The organism is Pseudomonas sp. SGAir0191, from assembly GCF_002812565.2.
In the GTDB taxonomy this organism is placed as follows: domain Bacteria; phylum Pseudomonadota; class Gammaproteobacteria; order Pseudomonadales; family Pseudomonadaceae; genus Aquipseudomonas; species Aquipseudomonas parafulva_B.
Genome location: NZ_CP025035.2, coordinates 4984244 through 4999080, shown reverse-complemented (window position 1 = coordinate 4999080; position 14837 = coordinate 4984244). Strand labels below are relative to the sequence as shown.

Here is a 14837-nt window from a genome sequence, read left to right as displayed (position 1 = left end):
TTGACCCTGTACCTGACGCCATGAGGCGCAGAACCCACTGAGGATCTCCAGATGAACATGGTCAAAGCAATTGTGATGGTCGTCACCTTTGGCGCGGCAGGCCTCGCCCTGGCAGAGGGCGGCGCGGACCGGACCTTTGCGCGGATGGAAGCGGCTCGCCAAAGCTCCATGCAGGCCTACCAGGTTGCGCAGCAGAAGAAAGAGCAGACGCCGGTCGCCGCCCAGTCCAGCAAGCACGCTGGCCACGAGAGCTGCTGATCCGAGCTTACAGAAATGTAATCACCCCGGAATCTGAACTATGGCAGTTTCAGACTACGGCCTCTCATCAGCCTCGCGCAGTGGCGCAAGTCTAAGAGACTGGTGAGAGCTCCAATGAACCCAACGGCTGCGCCATCGAGCAGCCTGGATATCAGCGATCTACCTGACTGGACGCAACGGCATGCAAAGCAAAACCACGAGACGATCATTCGTCAAAGGCCTGGCCGCTACCGGACTTCTGGGTGGGCTGGGCATGTGGCGCGCGCCGGTCTGGGCCGTGACCAGCCCTGGCCAACCGAACGTGCTCACCGGCACGGACTTCGACCTGTATATCGGTGAACTGCCCGTCAACATCACGGGTGCAGCTCGTACGGCCATGGCCATCAACGGCTCCGTGCCAGGGCCGATCCTGCGATGGCGCGAAGGCGACACCGTGACGCTGCGCGTACGCAACCGGCTGAAACAAGACACCTCCATTCACTGGCACGGCATCATCCTGCCCGCCAACATGGACGGTGTGCCGGGCTTGAGCTTCCACGGCATCGCTCCCGATGGCATGTACGAATACAAGTTCAAGGTCCACCAGAACGGCACCTACTGGTATCACAGCCACTCAGGCTTCCAGGAACAGTCCGGGGTCTATGGGGCGTTGGTGATCGATGCCAAGGATCCAGAGCCGTTTGTGTACGACCGTGATTACGTCGTCATGCTCAGCGATTGGACAGATGAAGACCCGGCGCGGGTGCTCTCCAAACTCAAGAAGCAATCTGACTACTACAACTTCCACAAGCGTACGGTCAGCGACTTCGTTGACGATGTGAGCGAGAAAGGCTGGTCGGCCGCTGTAGCGGATCGGAAGATGTGGGCTGAAATGAAGATGAGCCCCACCGACCTCGCTGATGTGAGCGGGTATACCTACACCTACCTCATGAACGGCCAGGCTCCGAACGGCAACTGGACGGGTATCTTCAAGCCCGGCGAGAAGATCCGCCTGCGCTTTATCAACGGCTCGGCCATGACCTATTTCGATGTCCGCATTCCTGGGCTCAAGATGACGGTTGTGGCTGCTGACGGCCAGTACGTCAAACCCGTATCGGTCGATGAGTTCCGGATTGCCGTTGCCGAAACCTACGATGTCATCGTCGAACCTGAAAACGAGCAGGCCTATACGATCTTCGCGCAATCCATGGACCGTACCGGGTACTCCCGAGGCACCCTGGCGGTTCGTGAAGGCTTGCAAGCGCCCGTACCGGAGGTAGATCCGCGCCCGATCATCGCCATGAGCGATATGGGCATGGACCACGGCAGCATGGGCGGAATGGATCACGGCAGCATGGCTGGCATGGACCAAGGCAACATGGCCGGCATGGACCACAGCAAGATGGCTGGGATGGACCATGGCAGCATGGCCGGCATGGACCACAGCAAGATGGCTGGAATGGACCATAGCAACATGGCCGGCATGGATCACAGCACGATGGCTGGGATGAGTCATGAGGGCATGGCCGGCATGAGCGGTGCAATGCAGAGCCATCCGGCTTCCGAGACCAACAACCCGTTGGTCGATATGCAGACCATGTCGCCGACCCCGAAACTGAACGATCCGGGAATTGGCCTGCGCAACAACGGGCGCCGAGTGCTGACCTACGCCGATTTGCGGAGCACCTTCATCGATCCCGATGGTCGAGAGCCTGGACGCACAATCGAACTGCACCTTACCGGCCACATGGAGAAGTTCGCGTGGTCGTTCGACGGTATCAAATTCTCCGACGCTGAACCGCTGCGGTTGAAATATGGCGAGCGTCTTCGCATCACCTTGGTCAACGACACCATGATGACTCACCCCATCCATCTCCACGGTATGTGGAGTGATCTGGAGGACGAGAACGGCAACTTCATGGTTCGCAAGCACACCATCGACATGCCACCTGGCTCAAAACGAAGCTATCGCGTCACCGCAGATGCCTTGGGACGTTGGGCCTATCACTGTCACCTACTGTTCCACATGGAAATGGGCATGTTCCGAGAAGTCCGTGTGGACGAATGAACTGGAGATTTGAGATGAGCAAACCAATGAAACGAAGCGCCTTTTTCCTCTCCGCTGCGGTGGTCGGCATGTTGGCTGTTTATGCCCCGTCGTCGTGGTCTAGCGACAACCATGATCAGCATTCCCAGAAATCCACCGAGGCCGGTAAAGCCAAAGGCTCGCAGGACAAGCAGGGCCAGGGGATGAACCATGAAGGCATGGACCATGGGTCCATGGAAGGTATGGACCACGACAAAATGATGGAATCGCATGGCAGCGACAAAGCTAAGGCAGGGAAAGATGGTCAATAGCCTTGGGCGGCCTTCGCTGCTGGCCCTGACTGTTTCAATCGGCATGCTGGGCGTAACGCCCAGCTTCGCCGCTGAAGAAATGGATCACTCGGGCATGGATCATTCGAAAATGGGGCACGGTTCCATGCAAATGGAAGCTGCTCCGTCCGAATCGATGCCGGCGATGGATCACAGCAAGATGGGGATGAGCAAACAGCAGAAACAGCCTGCCCCTGTTGATCACAGCCAGATGGGGCATGCTCAAAGCCAGAGCAAATCCAGCCCGGTGGACCATAGCAAGATGGACCACAGCAAAATGGGCCATGGAAACATGAAGGGCATGGATCACGGTTCAATGAAGGGCATGGACCATTCCCAGATGAATCATGGTTCAGCGACTTCTCCGACCACAACGAGCCGCACGCCGATTCCAGTGCTCACTGATGCCGACCGCGAGGCAGCCTTTCCGCCTTTGGGTGGCCACCAGGTGCACGACAGCGGAATCAACAGCTTCTTTCTGTTGGACCAGCTCGAATACCAGGACGCCGATGAGGGCAGCACCCTGGCTTGGGATGCATCTGGCTGGGTAGGTAGCGACATCAATCGACTCTGGGTTCGGTCGGAAGGCGAGCGCACCAACGGGGTAACCGAAGATGCTGAGCTGCAACTGCTATACGGGCGCTCGGTCAGTCCTTGGTGGGACGTGGTCGCCGGGGTCCGTCAGGATTTCAAACCGGAATCACCGCAGACCTGGGCAGCCTTTGGTATTCAGGGCATGGCCTTGTATGACTTCGAGGCCGAAGCTACGGCGTTCATCGGCGAAAACGGCCAGACTGCTGCGCGTCTTGAAGGCGAATACGACATCCTGCTGACCAATCGCTTGATTTTGCAGCCCACGGCTGAGGCGAACTTCTATGGCAAGAACGATCCTGAGCGCGGTGTTGGATCGGGTCTGGCCAATACCGAAGTCGGGCTGCGTCTACGGTATGAAATCGTCCGCCAGTTTGCCCCGTACATAGGCGTTACCTGGAGCCGCTCCTACGGCAACACCGCTGACTTCATCCGAGACGAGGGTGGAGATGTTGATGAGGCACGCTTCGTTGCCGGTATCAGGATGTGGTTCTGAGAATTCCAACATGAAAAGAACAATTACAACGCTGCTTGTGGCCGGTGCTGTCGGAAGTGCTGCGGTATTGGGCACCGCGTATTTCGGCTTGGTGAATGTCGGCGCCGATGATCCTCACTTCCCGGCTGTCCATTCGTTTCTCGCCATGGCTCGCGACCGGTCGATTGAGGTTCGAGCGCGAGACATTGAAGTGCCTGACCTGAAGAACGCTGCGTTGATCAAGGCAGGCGCAGGCAACTACAACGCCATGTGCATTGGGTGCCACCTCGCCCCTGGCGTTGGGAAGACAGAACTTAGCCAAGCGCTATACCCGTCGCCACCTGACCTCACCAAGGTGGGTGTCGGAGGCGATCCGGCTGCCGCATTCTGGACGATCAAGCACGGTATCAAAGCCACCGGCATGCCCGCTTGGGGCAAGAGCATGGGTGATGAGTACATCTGGGGAATCGTCGCGTTCCTGGATCAACTTCCCCAAATGAATCCCGAGCAGTACATGGCTTTGGTGGCCACGAGCGGTGGCCACCAGCACGGCGGCGGTGAAAGCGATATGCATAACCATGAGGGCCAGCACGGCGGGAGCGGTCATGCCGAGCATGGCGATCACGACGAAGCGGCAGACGACGATCATGCCCAGGCAGCTCACGACCATGGAGCTGCACCCGCAGGCGCCGCCCAAGCCGCAGATCATCACGGCGACCACAATGCGGCCGAAGCCCATTCGGACGCCCACCCGAAACCGTCGACAAAGACGCATGTTCACAAAGACGGTAAGGAGCACACTCATGCCAACTAACCGGATACTCGTTCGTCTAGCCGCTATCGCTGGGCTGCTGGTCACCTCGGCGACCTACGCTGCCGAGCCTTTGTCCATCGACGTTCACCGAGACGCGAACTGCGGTTGCTGCAAGAAATGGATCACGTACCTGGAAGCCAATGGTTTCAAAGTGACCGACCATGTTGAGACGGACATGAGGGCAGTGAAACAGAAGCTGGGCGTAGCGCCACGGTTAGCGTCCTGCCACACAGCCGTGATTGACGGAAAGTTTGTTGAAGGTCACGTGCCAGCTGAGCAGATTCGAGAACTCAAGGAGCGGAACGATCTGGAAGGGATCGCCGTGCCAGGAATGCCAGCTGGATCCCCAGGCATGGAGGTTGATGGCGTAAGCCATGCTTACCAAGTCATTGGGTTAACCAAAAGCGGCGAGGACCTAGTAGTCGCCAGCTATCCAGCCAAATAACGCACCGACCACAAGGACGGCAGTAGGCTGACTGCCGTCCCATATTTCCCCGCTCGAAAGCGTCATCAGCTCAACACGACGGCACAGAGGGCCTGCAAAGCGTACCTAATCAGATTCACGGCGCTCGCGGACTGGCTTGAGTACGATATCGCCGTTGATAAGCTCGATGGAGAGCCTGTCGCCCGTCGTGATCCCTAGCTCGCGCAGAATGTCGTCGGGTAATTCCACAATCACATCGCCGGAGCCGTCGCCGGGATCAAGGCACTTAACCGTGGTGCGCGCTGATTCAGTCATTGGTCTCTCCTGCCTGAGCTACCAATCCTCATCGTACTCCACCAGTCATGAAAGCCGGTAACCAGGCGATCGCCGGAATTGACGCTTCAACCCGGCTTTTTATCAGTGTAACTCCTGCCCGCTTGATCAGTGCTCAGTTCTGGCCCCGGCAACCGATACCAGCGGTCCGGTACTCAAGGATTTTCAGGTCTCCATTGGAATCCTCGTAGTTCATCTGTGCTGGCATCACGTCACAGCTCGCCTTGGTCGATGTCATGCTGATTACCCTCGCCACGTCGAGCCGCATCCCGTAGCGATAATGGATCACCTCCGGTGGCTTCTTATCATTGGCGGCTGCATAAGCTCGCATAGCTTGCTCATTGGCCTGAATCATCTTCCCGTATAGACGGTCGGATCCTCCTTCGGCGATCGCGGCTGAGGAGGCCACAATGGCCAGGATGGCGGTGATGTTTCTAACGACTTTCATTTCAATCACTCCAAGAGACATGATTGAAGCTTAAGACTCTGCAGCTGTCATACACGTGAGCCGTGGATTACATCTGAGTAAGCTCGAGGAGAGCGAGATGCTGCATTGCAAGATGGTTTTTCACTAGGGTTGTCCAGCCTAGACTGCGAGCCGGCGGCGACTGAAAGCAGGGGAAAGCGGTATTGTTACTTAGTTTTTTAGCAAAACGTGGACCCGAAAAAACCAGCGCCGACGCCTCTGTTACCTTGTTATTTTCGCAAATTTCCGTCGACAGATTCGTCTCAGGTCAGCAAAAGGCAGTGGGTTTTGTTACTAGCTTATTTAGGAAACAACACCAGCTTAACGTCGAGCAGAAGCCGTGAAATACGGTCGGTGATCATCTGATCGACCGGCAGTCAAAACCCCCGTTTTCACGGGGGTTTTTTATTGGCGATTTTTCATGCTCTTGCGCTTCAGAGTTGGTTGGGCCGAAACCATACACCCAATACTTTCTGCGGCCGTCTCGGATCTCGGTGCTCTAACCTCAGATAGATGGAATTGAGTTGATATATCATAACGTTTAATTGGTTATGATATAACGTCTAAAGGCTTAGCACTTTTTAGCGAGCTTACCGGCACCTGATCTCTTCCCTGTCTACTCACCCAGGAGCATCCATGCGAGTCACCCCGGCCTCCCTTGCCATGTTCACGGTAATGGTTACCCCTGAACTGTTCGCCGATCAACCCGGCAGTTCCACAATCACCCTTGGCGCCGTGAACATCACGCAAGACGCCAAGGTGGCGCTGAGCACCGAGAACGTGCTCACTTCGGTCGATGTGCTGGGCGGTGATCAGGTCGAGGACAAGAACGTCATGAACAGCTGGCAGCTGCTGGGCCAAATGCCGGGCATTCAGCTCACCGAAACAGGGCAGGGGGCCGAATCGGGCAAGGTAACGTTCCGCGCTTTCAACGGCGAAGGGTACATCAACGGTATCAAGACGCTGATCGATGGGATCCCGAGCAACGTCAACAGCGGCAACCAGCGCTTCATCGACATGATCTTTCCCCTGGACATCGACTACATCGAAGTGGTCCGGGGTACGAACGACCCGCGTTACGGGTTGCACAACATCGCGGGCAACATCAACTTCGCCACGCGCCAAGGCGGCAACTATATAGATAGCCGGCTGACCTATGGCAGCTTCGACACCCGTGAGGTGCAGTTGGCGGTCGGGCACGAGGAGGGGAATTTTGCCCAGAACTACATCCTTGCCAAGCAGGACAGCAATGGCTACCGCGATCACAGCAACTCGAACAAATACGCGCTGGGAGGTAAGTGGTTCGTTAGCAACGACGAGCAGAATTTCCGCATTGGGCTGATCGCGCGCCTGTACCATCACCAGGCTCAGGAGTCCGGGTTTCTAACCCGGGAGCAGATGCACGCCAGTCGCACGCAATCACCGGCGAAGAACGCCAATGACGGTGATGACCGCGACATGAAGCACCTCAGCCTGCACGCGGATTGGCAGCTCAATGATGACCTGAGCCTTAGCAGCAAGCTGTACTACAACGGCTACAACGATGATCGCACCATCACCTTCACAGACTATCGGCCAGGTAATGCACCGCGTCAGCGTCGGCAATGGGACGAACAGCAGACGGGCATGCTCAATAACCTGACATGGCGCGTGAACGAGCACCTCACCCTCGACGGCGGTGTCAACTACGAGGAACAGGACAACAGCTACCGTCGCGAGCGCTACAGCTTCAGCGTTCCGACCAACTTCGATACTGCACCGGCCCGCGTGCAGAATGACGATCGCTACACCCTGCACAACACCGGCGCCTATGTTCAGGCCGTTATCCAGCCCGTCGAGTCACTGAAGATCATACCGGCCATGCGGGTGGATAAGTTCACCGGCAATACAGAGCTTTTGGGTGGCGTTAAAGGTTCGCTGCAAGACTACGGCTGGATCCGACAGCCTAAGCTGAGCGTCATTTACAGCGTTACTCCCGATATCGACGTTTACGCCAATTGGGGGCGTACCTTCCAGATACTCACCGGCTCTACCGAGCCCGCCTACCTGACCCCGGGGCAGCCTTCATACGATCCGTCGATCAACACAGGCAAAGAAGTCGGTATCAAGTTCAGACCGTTCGAAGGCGCCCAAGCGCGGGTCGCGATCTGGCAGCAGGATGCTACCGATGAAGTGGCAAACATGCCCAGTACCGGGACCACGGTCGGGCTGGGTGAAACGCGCCGCCGCGGTGTGGATTTGCAGATCAATGCCCAGCTGGATGATCAGTGGACTGTCTATGCCTCCCACGCCATCCAGGAAGCCAAGGTGATCAAGGCGTTTTCTGCTGCCGGGCAATCACTCTCGGGTAAGGAGGTGTTCTCCACGCCTCGGTACGTGAGCACCGTGGGTGTCGATTATCGTTATAACGATGACTGGAAGTTCGGTGTGCAGGGTAGGGCGCAGGGGAGCTACTACATCGACGAGCTCAACGAGCAAGGCAAATACGGTGGGTTTGTCGTCGCGGACGCCAGCGTCACCTACCGCATCACGCCCGCTGCCAGCGTCGATGTGCAGGTCAAGAACCTGCTGGATCGCAAATACGAATACGTCTGGTACGACAACTTCTTCTGGGGCGGTGACGACCAGGCGATGTTCTCGCCGGCACCTGGTCGGTCAGCATTCGTTTCCCTGAATCTGAAACTGTAGACCCCGCCTGCAACGTTCGTTTTACAGACAGTTCCTACAGATGGTCTACGCTGAACCGGTGGCTTTCGAAATGTCTTGGGTCTTGCCCCGTACATGGGAAGGAAGGGTTACATGCTTGCTCAGCTTCCGCCGGCTTTGCAGAGTCTACACCTGCCGTTGCGTTTGAAATTGTGGGACGGCAACCATTTCGACTTGGGCCCCAGCCCGCAAGTGACCATTCTGGTCAAGGAGCCTCAGCTGATTTCCCAGCTCACCCATCCAAGCATGGATGAGCTGGGTACCGCTTTTGTGGAAGGCAAGCTTGAGCTCGAAGGCGACATCGGTGAAGCGATCCGAGTCTGCGATGAACTCAGCGAAGCACTGCTGCCCGATGATCGCGATCATGCTCCGCAGCGCCTGGCGCATGACAAACGAACCGATGCCGAAGCCATTTCCTACCATTACGATGTGTCCAACGACTTTTACCGGTTATGGTTGGACCAGGACATGGTTTATTCCTGCGCCTATTTCCGTGAGCCGGACAATACGCTGCAACAGGCCCAGCAAGACAAGTTCGATCATCTGTGTCGAAAGCTGCGCCTGGCTGCCGGTGACTACTTACTGGATGTGGGGTGTGGATGGGGAGGTCTGGCGCGCTTCGCTGCACGTGAATATGGGGCGAAAGTCTTTGGCATCACGTTGAGCAAAGAACAGCTCAAGCTCGGCCGGGAACGTGTGGAGGCCGAAGGCCTGGGCGACAGTGTAGACCTGCAGATTCTTGATTACCGCGACCTGCCACAAGACGGGCGCTTCGATAAGGTCGTCAGCGTGGGCATGTTCGAGCATGTCGGTCATGCCAATCTACCGCTGTATTGCAAGACGCTATTCGGCGCAGTGCGCGAAGGCGGCCTCGTCATGAACCATGGCATCACGGCCAAGCATGTGGATGGCCGCCCGGTGGGTCGAGGCGCTGGAGAGTTCATCGACCGCTATGTATTCCCGCACGGTGAGTTGCCCCACTTGTCGATGATCAGCGCCGCTGTCTGTGAGGCTGGGTTGGAAGTGGTCGACGTGGAAAGCCTGCGCATGCACTACGCCAAGACTCTGCATCACTGGAGCGAGAACCTGGAAAACCAGCTGCACAATGCGGCTGCTTTAGTGCCGGAAAAGACACTGCGTATCTGGCGTCTTTATTTGGCAGGTTGCGCCTATGCGTTCGAGAAAGGCTGGATCAACCTTCATCAGATCTTGGCCGTCAAGCCTTACGCCGATGGCCACCATGATCTGCCTTGGACGCGTGAGCACCTCTACCGCTAGCGCTCGCCTTACATGTGCCATGCCTCACCGACCTTGCTCCAGGACCGAGGTCGGTGAAGCTTGCCGCGTTCTATAACACTGGTGAAATCAATCTTGCGATGCGCATGCCCACCTGCTGTAACCGATGGGTTGCCTCGGTTTCCTCAACCGTTATCTCGCGCGCATGGGCAAAGTCTTCGCGGAGCATGCGTTCGACCGTATCGGCAAATGCCTTGTCGATGGTCAGCAAGGTGATCTCGAAATTCAGACGGAACGATCGATTATCCAGATTGGCGCTGCCGACAGCGCTGATGTCGTCATCCACCAACACGACCTTTTGGTGCAGGAACCCGGGTTGATAGCGGAACATGCGAACACCGGCCCGTACCGCTTCAAATGCAAACAGGCTGGAGGCGGCATATACGATCTTGTGGTCCGGGCGAGACGGAATCAGGACACGCACATCAACACCGCGTAGGGCCGCCAAACGCAGGGCGGCAAACACCGCTTCATCTGGGACGAAATACGGGCTCGTTATCCAGACCCGATGCTTAGCCGAGTGGATGGCTTCCAGAAAGAACAGCGAGCAGGTTTCCTTGGAATCTGCAGGGCCACTGGCCAATGCCTGGCACAGCACGCCGTCATCCGGATAGTGGTCCTGCAGGATCAGGGGAGGCAACTGCCGGGTTACCCAGTACCAATCTTCAGCGAACGATTCCTGCAGGCACGCTAGCACTGGCCCACTGATTTGCACATGGGTATCCCGCCAGGGTGAAAGCTTGGGGTTAGCGCCCAGGTACTCGTCGCCGACATTGTGACCACCCACAAAACCGACCAAGCCATCAACCACGACGATCTTGCGATGATTGCGAAAGTTGACTTGGAGGCGATTGAACAAGCCTCGACGGGTAGCGAATGCATGTATCTGCACACCTCCTGCACGAAGCCGCTGGCTGTAGTGACGGGGCAGAGAATGGCTGCCGACACCGTCATAGAGCACAAACACCTGAACGCCTTCGGCCGCCTTGCGCAGCAGTATCTGTTGCAAGGCTCGCCCAAGTTCATCGTCATGGATGATGAAAAACTGCACCAGTACAACGCGCGTCGCTTTCTCGATGGCTTCGAACACCGCCTCGAAGGTGCGCTTGCCATCAATCAACAGCTCGACCTGATTATTGGCCAGGCACGGCATTCGGCTGAGTTTGGGCATTGCGCGCAAGGCAGCGTAGCTGTCCGATGCGCGAGCGGCGAGAGCTTCTTCGACCCAAGGGCGCCAATTCAGGCTGGCCATGGCGACATGCATTTCCTGATTGGCCTGGCGCCTGGCCTTTATGTAGGCATTGAAGGAGCGCGCACCGAATATCAGGTAAGGGATAAGCGTCAGGTAAGGAATGAAGAAAAGCGGCATGGCCCAAGCGATGGCGCCTTGAGCAGTACGGACTGTGAACAACGCATGGAGCGCGGCGATAATACCTAGGAGATGAATCACGCCAAGTAGATAGCCAAAAAAAAGGGGGCTGTGGTAATCCATATGCATCCTGCTCGTCGAATACACCTTAGGTAACAGAACACGAACGTGGTTCGCCTGCAACAAGCGGTTCGTTTCAACGTCTAACTCAAACATCGTCGGGGTGACCGGCATTTCCAGGAGTGTGTTTTCCATGAAAATTCGTATGCCGTTGCTGGCGCTGGCCTTGTGCGCAAGTAGCGTCACGGCCCAGGCCCAAATGCTTCAACCCGGCTTGTGGGAGCTGACTACCAGCAATATGCAGGTCGACGGCAAGCCGCTACCTGATATGGATTTCATGCTCAGTCAGTTGAAGAACCTACCGCCCGATCAACGGGCGATGATGGAAGGCATGCTTGCCAAGCAAGGTGTCACCGTGGGTGGTAAAGGGGTGCGTTCCTGTCTTACCCCTCAGCAGGTGGCAACCAATGACATTCCCCTGCAGGATCCAAAGTCCGGCTGTACTCAAAGGATTACCGATCGCACCGGCAACGTCTGGAAGTTTCAGTTCAGCTGCCCCAAGGCCCAGGGCAATGGCCAGGCTACCTTCCTGAGTGACAAGGAATTCACTACTCAAGTAAGTGGCACTTTCAATGCGTCGGGTGTTCAGCAGCAGGGCAGCATGAATACACGTGCGGTATGGCTGGGCAATGACTGCGGTACGGTCAAGCCCCGGACGTGATGTTCCACTGCCACTGGGCAGTTGCTACGGCGTCGTGGGCATGCAGGCTTTCAGCATGTTCCACGCGCACTTTGAAAGCTTTACTCCATTCCATAGCCCTTAGCGCCGCATAAACTCGCCTGGCTGCGTCCTCGCAAAACATCAAATTTTGTCCATTTGCCAGGGCGAATGCTTGCTCATCGGCGCGCTTCACGGCGGTTTGTACCGCAGTGCCCAAGGCTTGCTCGGCCTTGTCTATCACCTCGGTTATGGGGAGATCAGGATGATTATCCTCGAGCCTGATACTTATCTTCGCCATGCTCCTCTGGCTGTGAGGCGTCGCTACGATGCCTTCCGAAGTGCCCAGCCACGCAACGACCTCATCACTATCCACGTTTCCTGTGCCAAATCGCGCTTGAAACTGTCGCTGAATAAGCTGTCGAGCCAGCGCCGCTGAACAAGGGCATGTAGACGAGTAGGGTATCGAAACGGATAGTTCCACGTGGAACATTTCATGCTCGATCCGTGCATCGATCTCGACGTCATAGCTTTTCCACCCGGCAAGAGGACTAACCAAGGCAGGTCGTTTAAGCAAATGCTGATAGCTCAATCGCACGTATGCCGCAGACGATTGCCCATCATGACTGTTGAGAAAACTCGCTAAAAGGCGACGCAGCAGCAGCGGACGCAGCGGCTCCTGTTCAAGATCTTCAAGCGCCAGGTACAGACGCGACATGTGTATGCCGCGTGAGCTGCCATCCCCAAGGTTAACACCCGCATCTGCCGTAGCTGCTACCAGACGGCCCCCGATCTGCATCGGCATGGCTATACCGCACATCCCTACCCAGTCCAATGGTGTGGTGGAATTCAGATGCTGTGCAGCGACGTCGGGAAGCGGGGGATGGGACATGGGATTTCCAAGGCTATGCGTGTATGTGGAACATTGGGTCCACTGCGGATGGGCGCAATGAGGCAGCGGCTGAGTCGTCAGCAATGCGCCGTGAAATGGGCTGGTCGTTTTCTAGTCATTACACAGAGCTCTCGTCAGGAACCACTTGGCTAAATTGTATTGTTACTTTATAACATTATGCAATGCATCGTTTCGAATGCGCCTGTGTGATGAGGTTTTGCCATGTCCAATCGTCTTCCTGTCACTGTGCTCTCCGGGTTTTTGGGCGCAGGGAAAAGCACGCTTCTCAACCATGTTCTGCGCAATCGCGAAGATCTTCGTGTCGCGGTCATCGTCAATGACATGAGTGAGATCAACATTGACGCTAGCGAAGTCCAGCGCAATGTCACCCTTAACCGGGCCGAAGAAAAGCTGGTGGAAATGAGTAATGGCTGCATCTGCTGCACGCTGCGTGAAGATCTGCTTGAAGAGGTTGCACGCCTGGCCGAGGCGGGGCGCTTCGATTACCTGCTGATTGAATCGACTGGTATCTCAGAACCTCTGCCTGTGGCTGAAACCTTTACCTTCCGTGATGAGCAAGGCCGCAGCCTGTCGGATCTGGCGCGTCTCGACACCATGGTCACCGTAGTGGATGCCTTGAATTTCATGCGTGATTATCAAGCCGCGCAGAGCTTGGAAAGCAGTGGCCAGACATTGGGAGAAGACGATGAACGCTCGATCAGCGACTTGCTGATTGAGCAGGTAGAGTTTGCTGATGTATTGCTGTTGAGCAAAATCGATCTGATCAGTCAGGCCGAGCGGGAAGAGCTCACAGCCATCCTCCGTAGCCTGAACCGCCGAGCCCAGATCATTCCAATGGTGATGGGTCAGGTTCCCCTTGCCAGGATTCTGAACACCGGCTTGTTCGACTTCGACCAGGCAGCGCAAGCGCCCGGCTGGTTGAAGGAGCTTCGCGGTGAACACACACCGGAAACAGAAGAATATGGTATCCAAGCGACCACCTGGACCGCACGGCGGCCTTTTCATCCGCAGCGGTTCCATGACTTTGTCCACACGCCCTGGAGTAATGGCCGGTTACTACGTTCTAAAGGGTTCTTTTGGTTGGCGAGCAAATACAAAGAAGCGGGCAGTTGGTCTCAGGCAGGCGGCATGATGCGCCATGGTCTGGCTGGTCGCTGGTGGTGTTTCGTACCCCGCGAACAGTGGCCGGAGGATGTGGATAACGTTGCAGCCATTCTTGAACATTGGTTGCCAGATACTGGCGACTGCCGGCAGGAGTTAGTGTTCATAGGTCAAAATCTGGATGTGGCTCAATTATCCACAGCTCTTGAACAGTGCCTGTTGACGGATGAAGAAATGGCACTCGAGCCCATGGGCTGGCTGCGTTTTCCCGATCCATTCGGCCCCTGGGACGAGCAGGTGGCAGCGTGAGTAAGCCAGAGGCTGTGGATATCCGTCAGGTGTTTGGCCAGACTCCTCAGGCAATGGCGCAGGTCTTGCAGGACGGTGTCAATCTCGCTGTCTGGCAGCGACAACTTCCGCCTCAGCTTCACGACTTTGCAGAAGTTGTGGCGGGGCTTGGTGGATCGTTAGCGGATCAGCGGGTGCTCGAGGTAGATGAGCATCAGGTCCCAGTGATCGACGCGCTGCTGCAGGAGGCTGTGGATATCCACGGCTATGACGCTTTCGTCGCGGATGTCACATGGCTCGTGTCGGCTTATAGCTGCTTGCTTGGCGCGCGTCGCGTGGGTTTGCGCGTACGCGCACTGACCAATCCGATGTGCCCACGCTTCCATGTGGATAACGTTCCGCTGAGACTGATTACAACGTATGCGGGACCGGGTAGTGAGTATGTGCCGGAGCAGGAAGTGGCGCGAACTGCATTGTCCACAGGCTATGCCGCTGTGGATAAGGTGATGCGCCTGAATGCTGGTGACGTGGCGTTATTCAAGGGCGAGCGCTGGGAGGGCAATGAAGGCGCAGGCGTCGTACATCGATCCCCTTCAGGGCCACCCCGGCTGTTGCTCACGCTTGACTGGCTAGCCTGACAGCGCATAGTTGAGCAAACCGCTCGCTTGAA

Annotated in this window: 15 protein-coding genes; 11 read left to right on the top strand and 4 right to left on the bottom strand. The window is 56.7% G+C overall.

Annotated elements, in window-relative coordinates; genetic code table 11:
- Positions 1-51: 51 nt before the first annotated feature.
- The 6 genes from CWR53_RS22520 to CWR53_RS22495 all read left to right on the top strand — a co-directional run bounded on the left by CWR53_RS22520 (position 52) and on the right by CWR53_RS22495 (position 4938).
- A complete protein-coding gene (locus tag CWR53_RS22520) occupies positions 52-258 on the top strand; it encodes a co-regulatory protein PtrA N-terminal domain-containing protein (RefSeq protein ID WP_100852533.1) in 207 nt (68 codons plus the stop codon).
- Between the two features lie 181 nt (positions 259-439).
- Positions 440-2305, top strand: coding sequence for a copper resistance system multicopper oxidase (locus CWR53_RS22515; protein WP_100852532.1), 1866 nt, complete (start codon positions 440-442; stop codon positions 2303-2305).
- Between the two features lie 14 nt (positions 2306-2319).
- Complete coding sequence (locus CWR53_RS22510) at positions 2320-2595, top strand: hypothetical protein (protein WP_100852698.1); 276 nt, start codon at positions 2320-2322, stop codon at positions 2593-2595.
- Positions 2585-3700: a copper resistance protein B gene (locus CWR53_RS22505; RefSeq protein ID WP_100852531.1), complete on the top strand. Its 1116-nt coding sequence runs from the start codon at positions 2585-2587 to the stop codon at positions 3698-3700. Before CWR53_RS22510 ends, CWR53_RS22505 begins: the two co-directional genes overlap by 11 nt.
- Before the next feature lie 10 nt (positions 3701-3710).
- Positions 3711-4493: a cytochrome c gene (locus CWR53_RS22500; RefSeq protein WP_100852530.1), complete on the top strand. Its 783-nt coding sequence runs from the start codon at positions 3711-3713 to the stop codon at positions 4491-4493.
- Entirely contained in the window at positions 4483-4938 is a 456-nt protein-coding gene (locus CWR53_RS22495) for a DUF411 domain-containing protein (RefSeq protein ID WP_100852529.1), read from the top strand. The genes CWR53_RS22500 and CWR53_RS22495 overlap by 11 nt, the downstream gene beginning before the upstream one ends.
- A 105-nt stretch (positions 4939-5043) precedes the next feature.
- On the opposite strand, the gene CWR53_RS22490 is transcribed toward CWR53_RS22495, so the two are convergent.
- On the bottom strand, positions 5044-5232 hold the full coding sequence (locus CWR53_RS22490; RefSeq protein ID WP_100852528.1) for an AbrB/MazE/SpoVT family DNA-binding domain-containing protein: 189 nt from the start codon (positions 5230-5232) through the stop codon (positions 5044-5046).
- 133 nt (positions 5233-5365) lie between these two features.
- Positions 5366-5698 carry a DUF2790 domain-containing protein gene (locus CWR53_RS22485; RefSeq protein WP_100852527.1) on the bottom strand — a complete coding sequence of 111 codons (333 nt, stop codon included), beginning with the start codon at positions 5696-5698 and terminating at the stop codon, positions 5366-5368.
- Between the two features lie 654 nt (positions 5699-6352).
- On the opposite strand from CWR53_RS22485, the gene CWR53_RS22480 reads away from it, so the two are divergent.
- Positions 6353-8404, top strand: coding sequence for a TonB-dependent receptor (locus tag CWR53_RS22480; protein ID WP_100852526.1), 2052 nt, complete (start codon positions 6353-6355; stop codon positions 8402-8404).
- Positions 8405-8515: 111 nt separating this feature from the next.
- Positions 8516-9700, top strand: a complete 1185-nt coding sequence (gene cfaB, locus CWR53_RS22475; protein WP_058602722.1) for a C17 cyclopropane fatty acid synthase CfaB — start codon at positions 8516-8518, stop codon at positions 9698-9700.
- A gap of 70 nt (positions 9701-9770) precedes the next feature.
- Here cfaB and cls read toward each other — a convergent pair whose 3' ends face one another.
- Positions 9771-11210, bottom strand: a complete 1440-nt coding sequence (gene cls, locus CWR53_RS22470) for a cardiolipin synthase (protein WP_100852525.1) — start codon at positions 11208-11210, stop codon at positions 9771-9773.
- Positions 11211-11340: 130 nt separating this feature from the next.
- On the opposite strand from cls, the gene CWR53_RS22465 reads away from it, so the two are divergent.
- Complete coding sequence (locus CWR53_RS22465; RefSeq protein ID WP_100852524.1) at positions 11341-11868, top strand: DUF3617 domain-containing protein; 528 nt, start codon at positions 11341-11343, stop codon at positions 11866-11868.
- Here the strand turns inward: CWR53_RS22465 and folE2 are convergent.
- Entirely contained in the window at positions 11852-12757 is a 906-nt protein-coding gene (gene folE2, locus CWR53_RS22460; RefSeq protein ID WP_100852523.1) for a GTP cyclohydrolase FolE2, read from the bottom strand. The genes CWR53_RS22465 and folE2 overlap by 17 nt on opposite strands.
- Before the next feature lie 222 nt (positions 12758-12979).
- Here folE2 and zigA point away from each other — a divergent pair, with 222 nt between their 5' ends.
- Positions 12980-14188, top strand: coding sequence for a zinc metallochaperone GTPase ZigA (gene zigA / locus CWR53_RS22455; protein WP_100852522.1), 1209 nt, complete (start codon positions 12980-12982; stop codon positions 14186-14188).
- A gap of 53 nt (positions 14189-14241) precedes the next feature.
- Positions 14242-14805 (top strand): DUF1826 domain-containing protein, encoded by a 564-nt coding sequence (locus tag CWR53_RS22450; RefSeq protein ID WP_081322785.1) that lies wholly within the window; start codon positions 14242-14244, stop codon positions 14803-14805.
- The last annotated feature ends 32 nt before the right edge of the window (positions 14806-14837 follow it).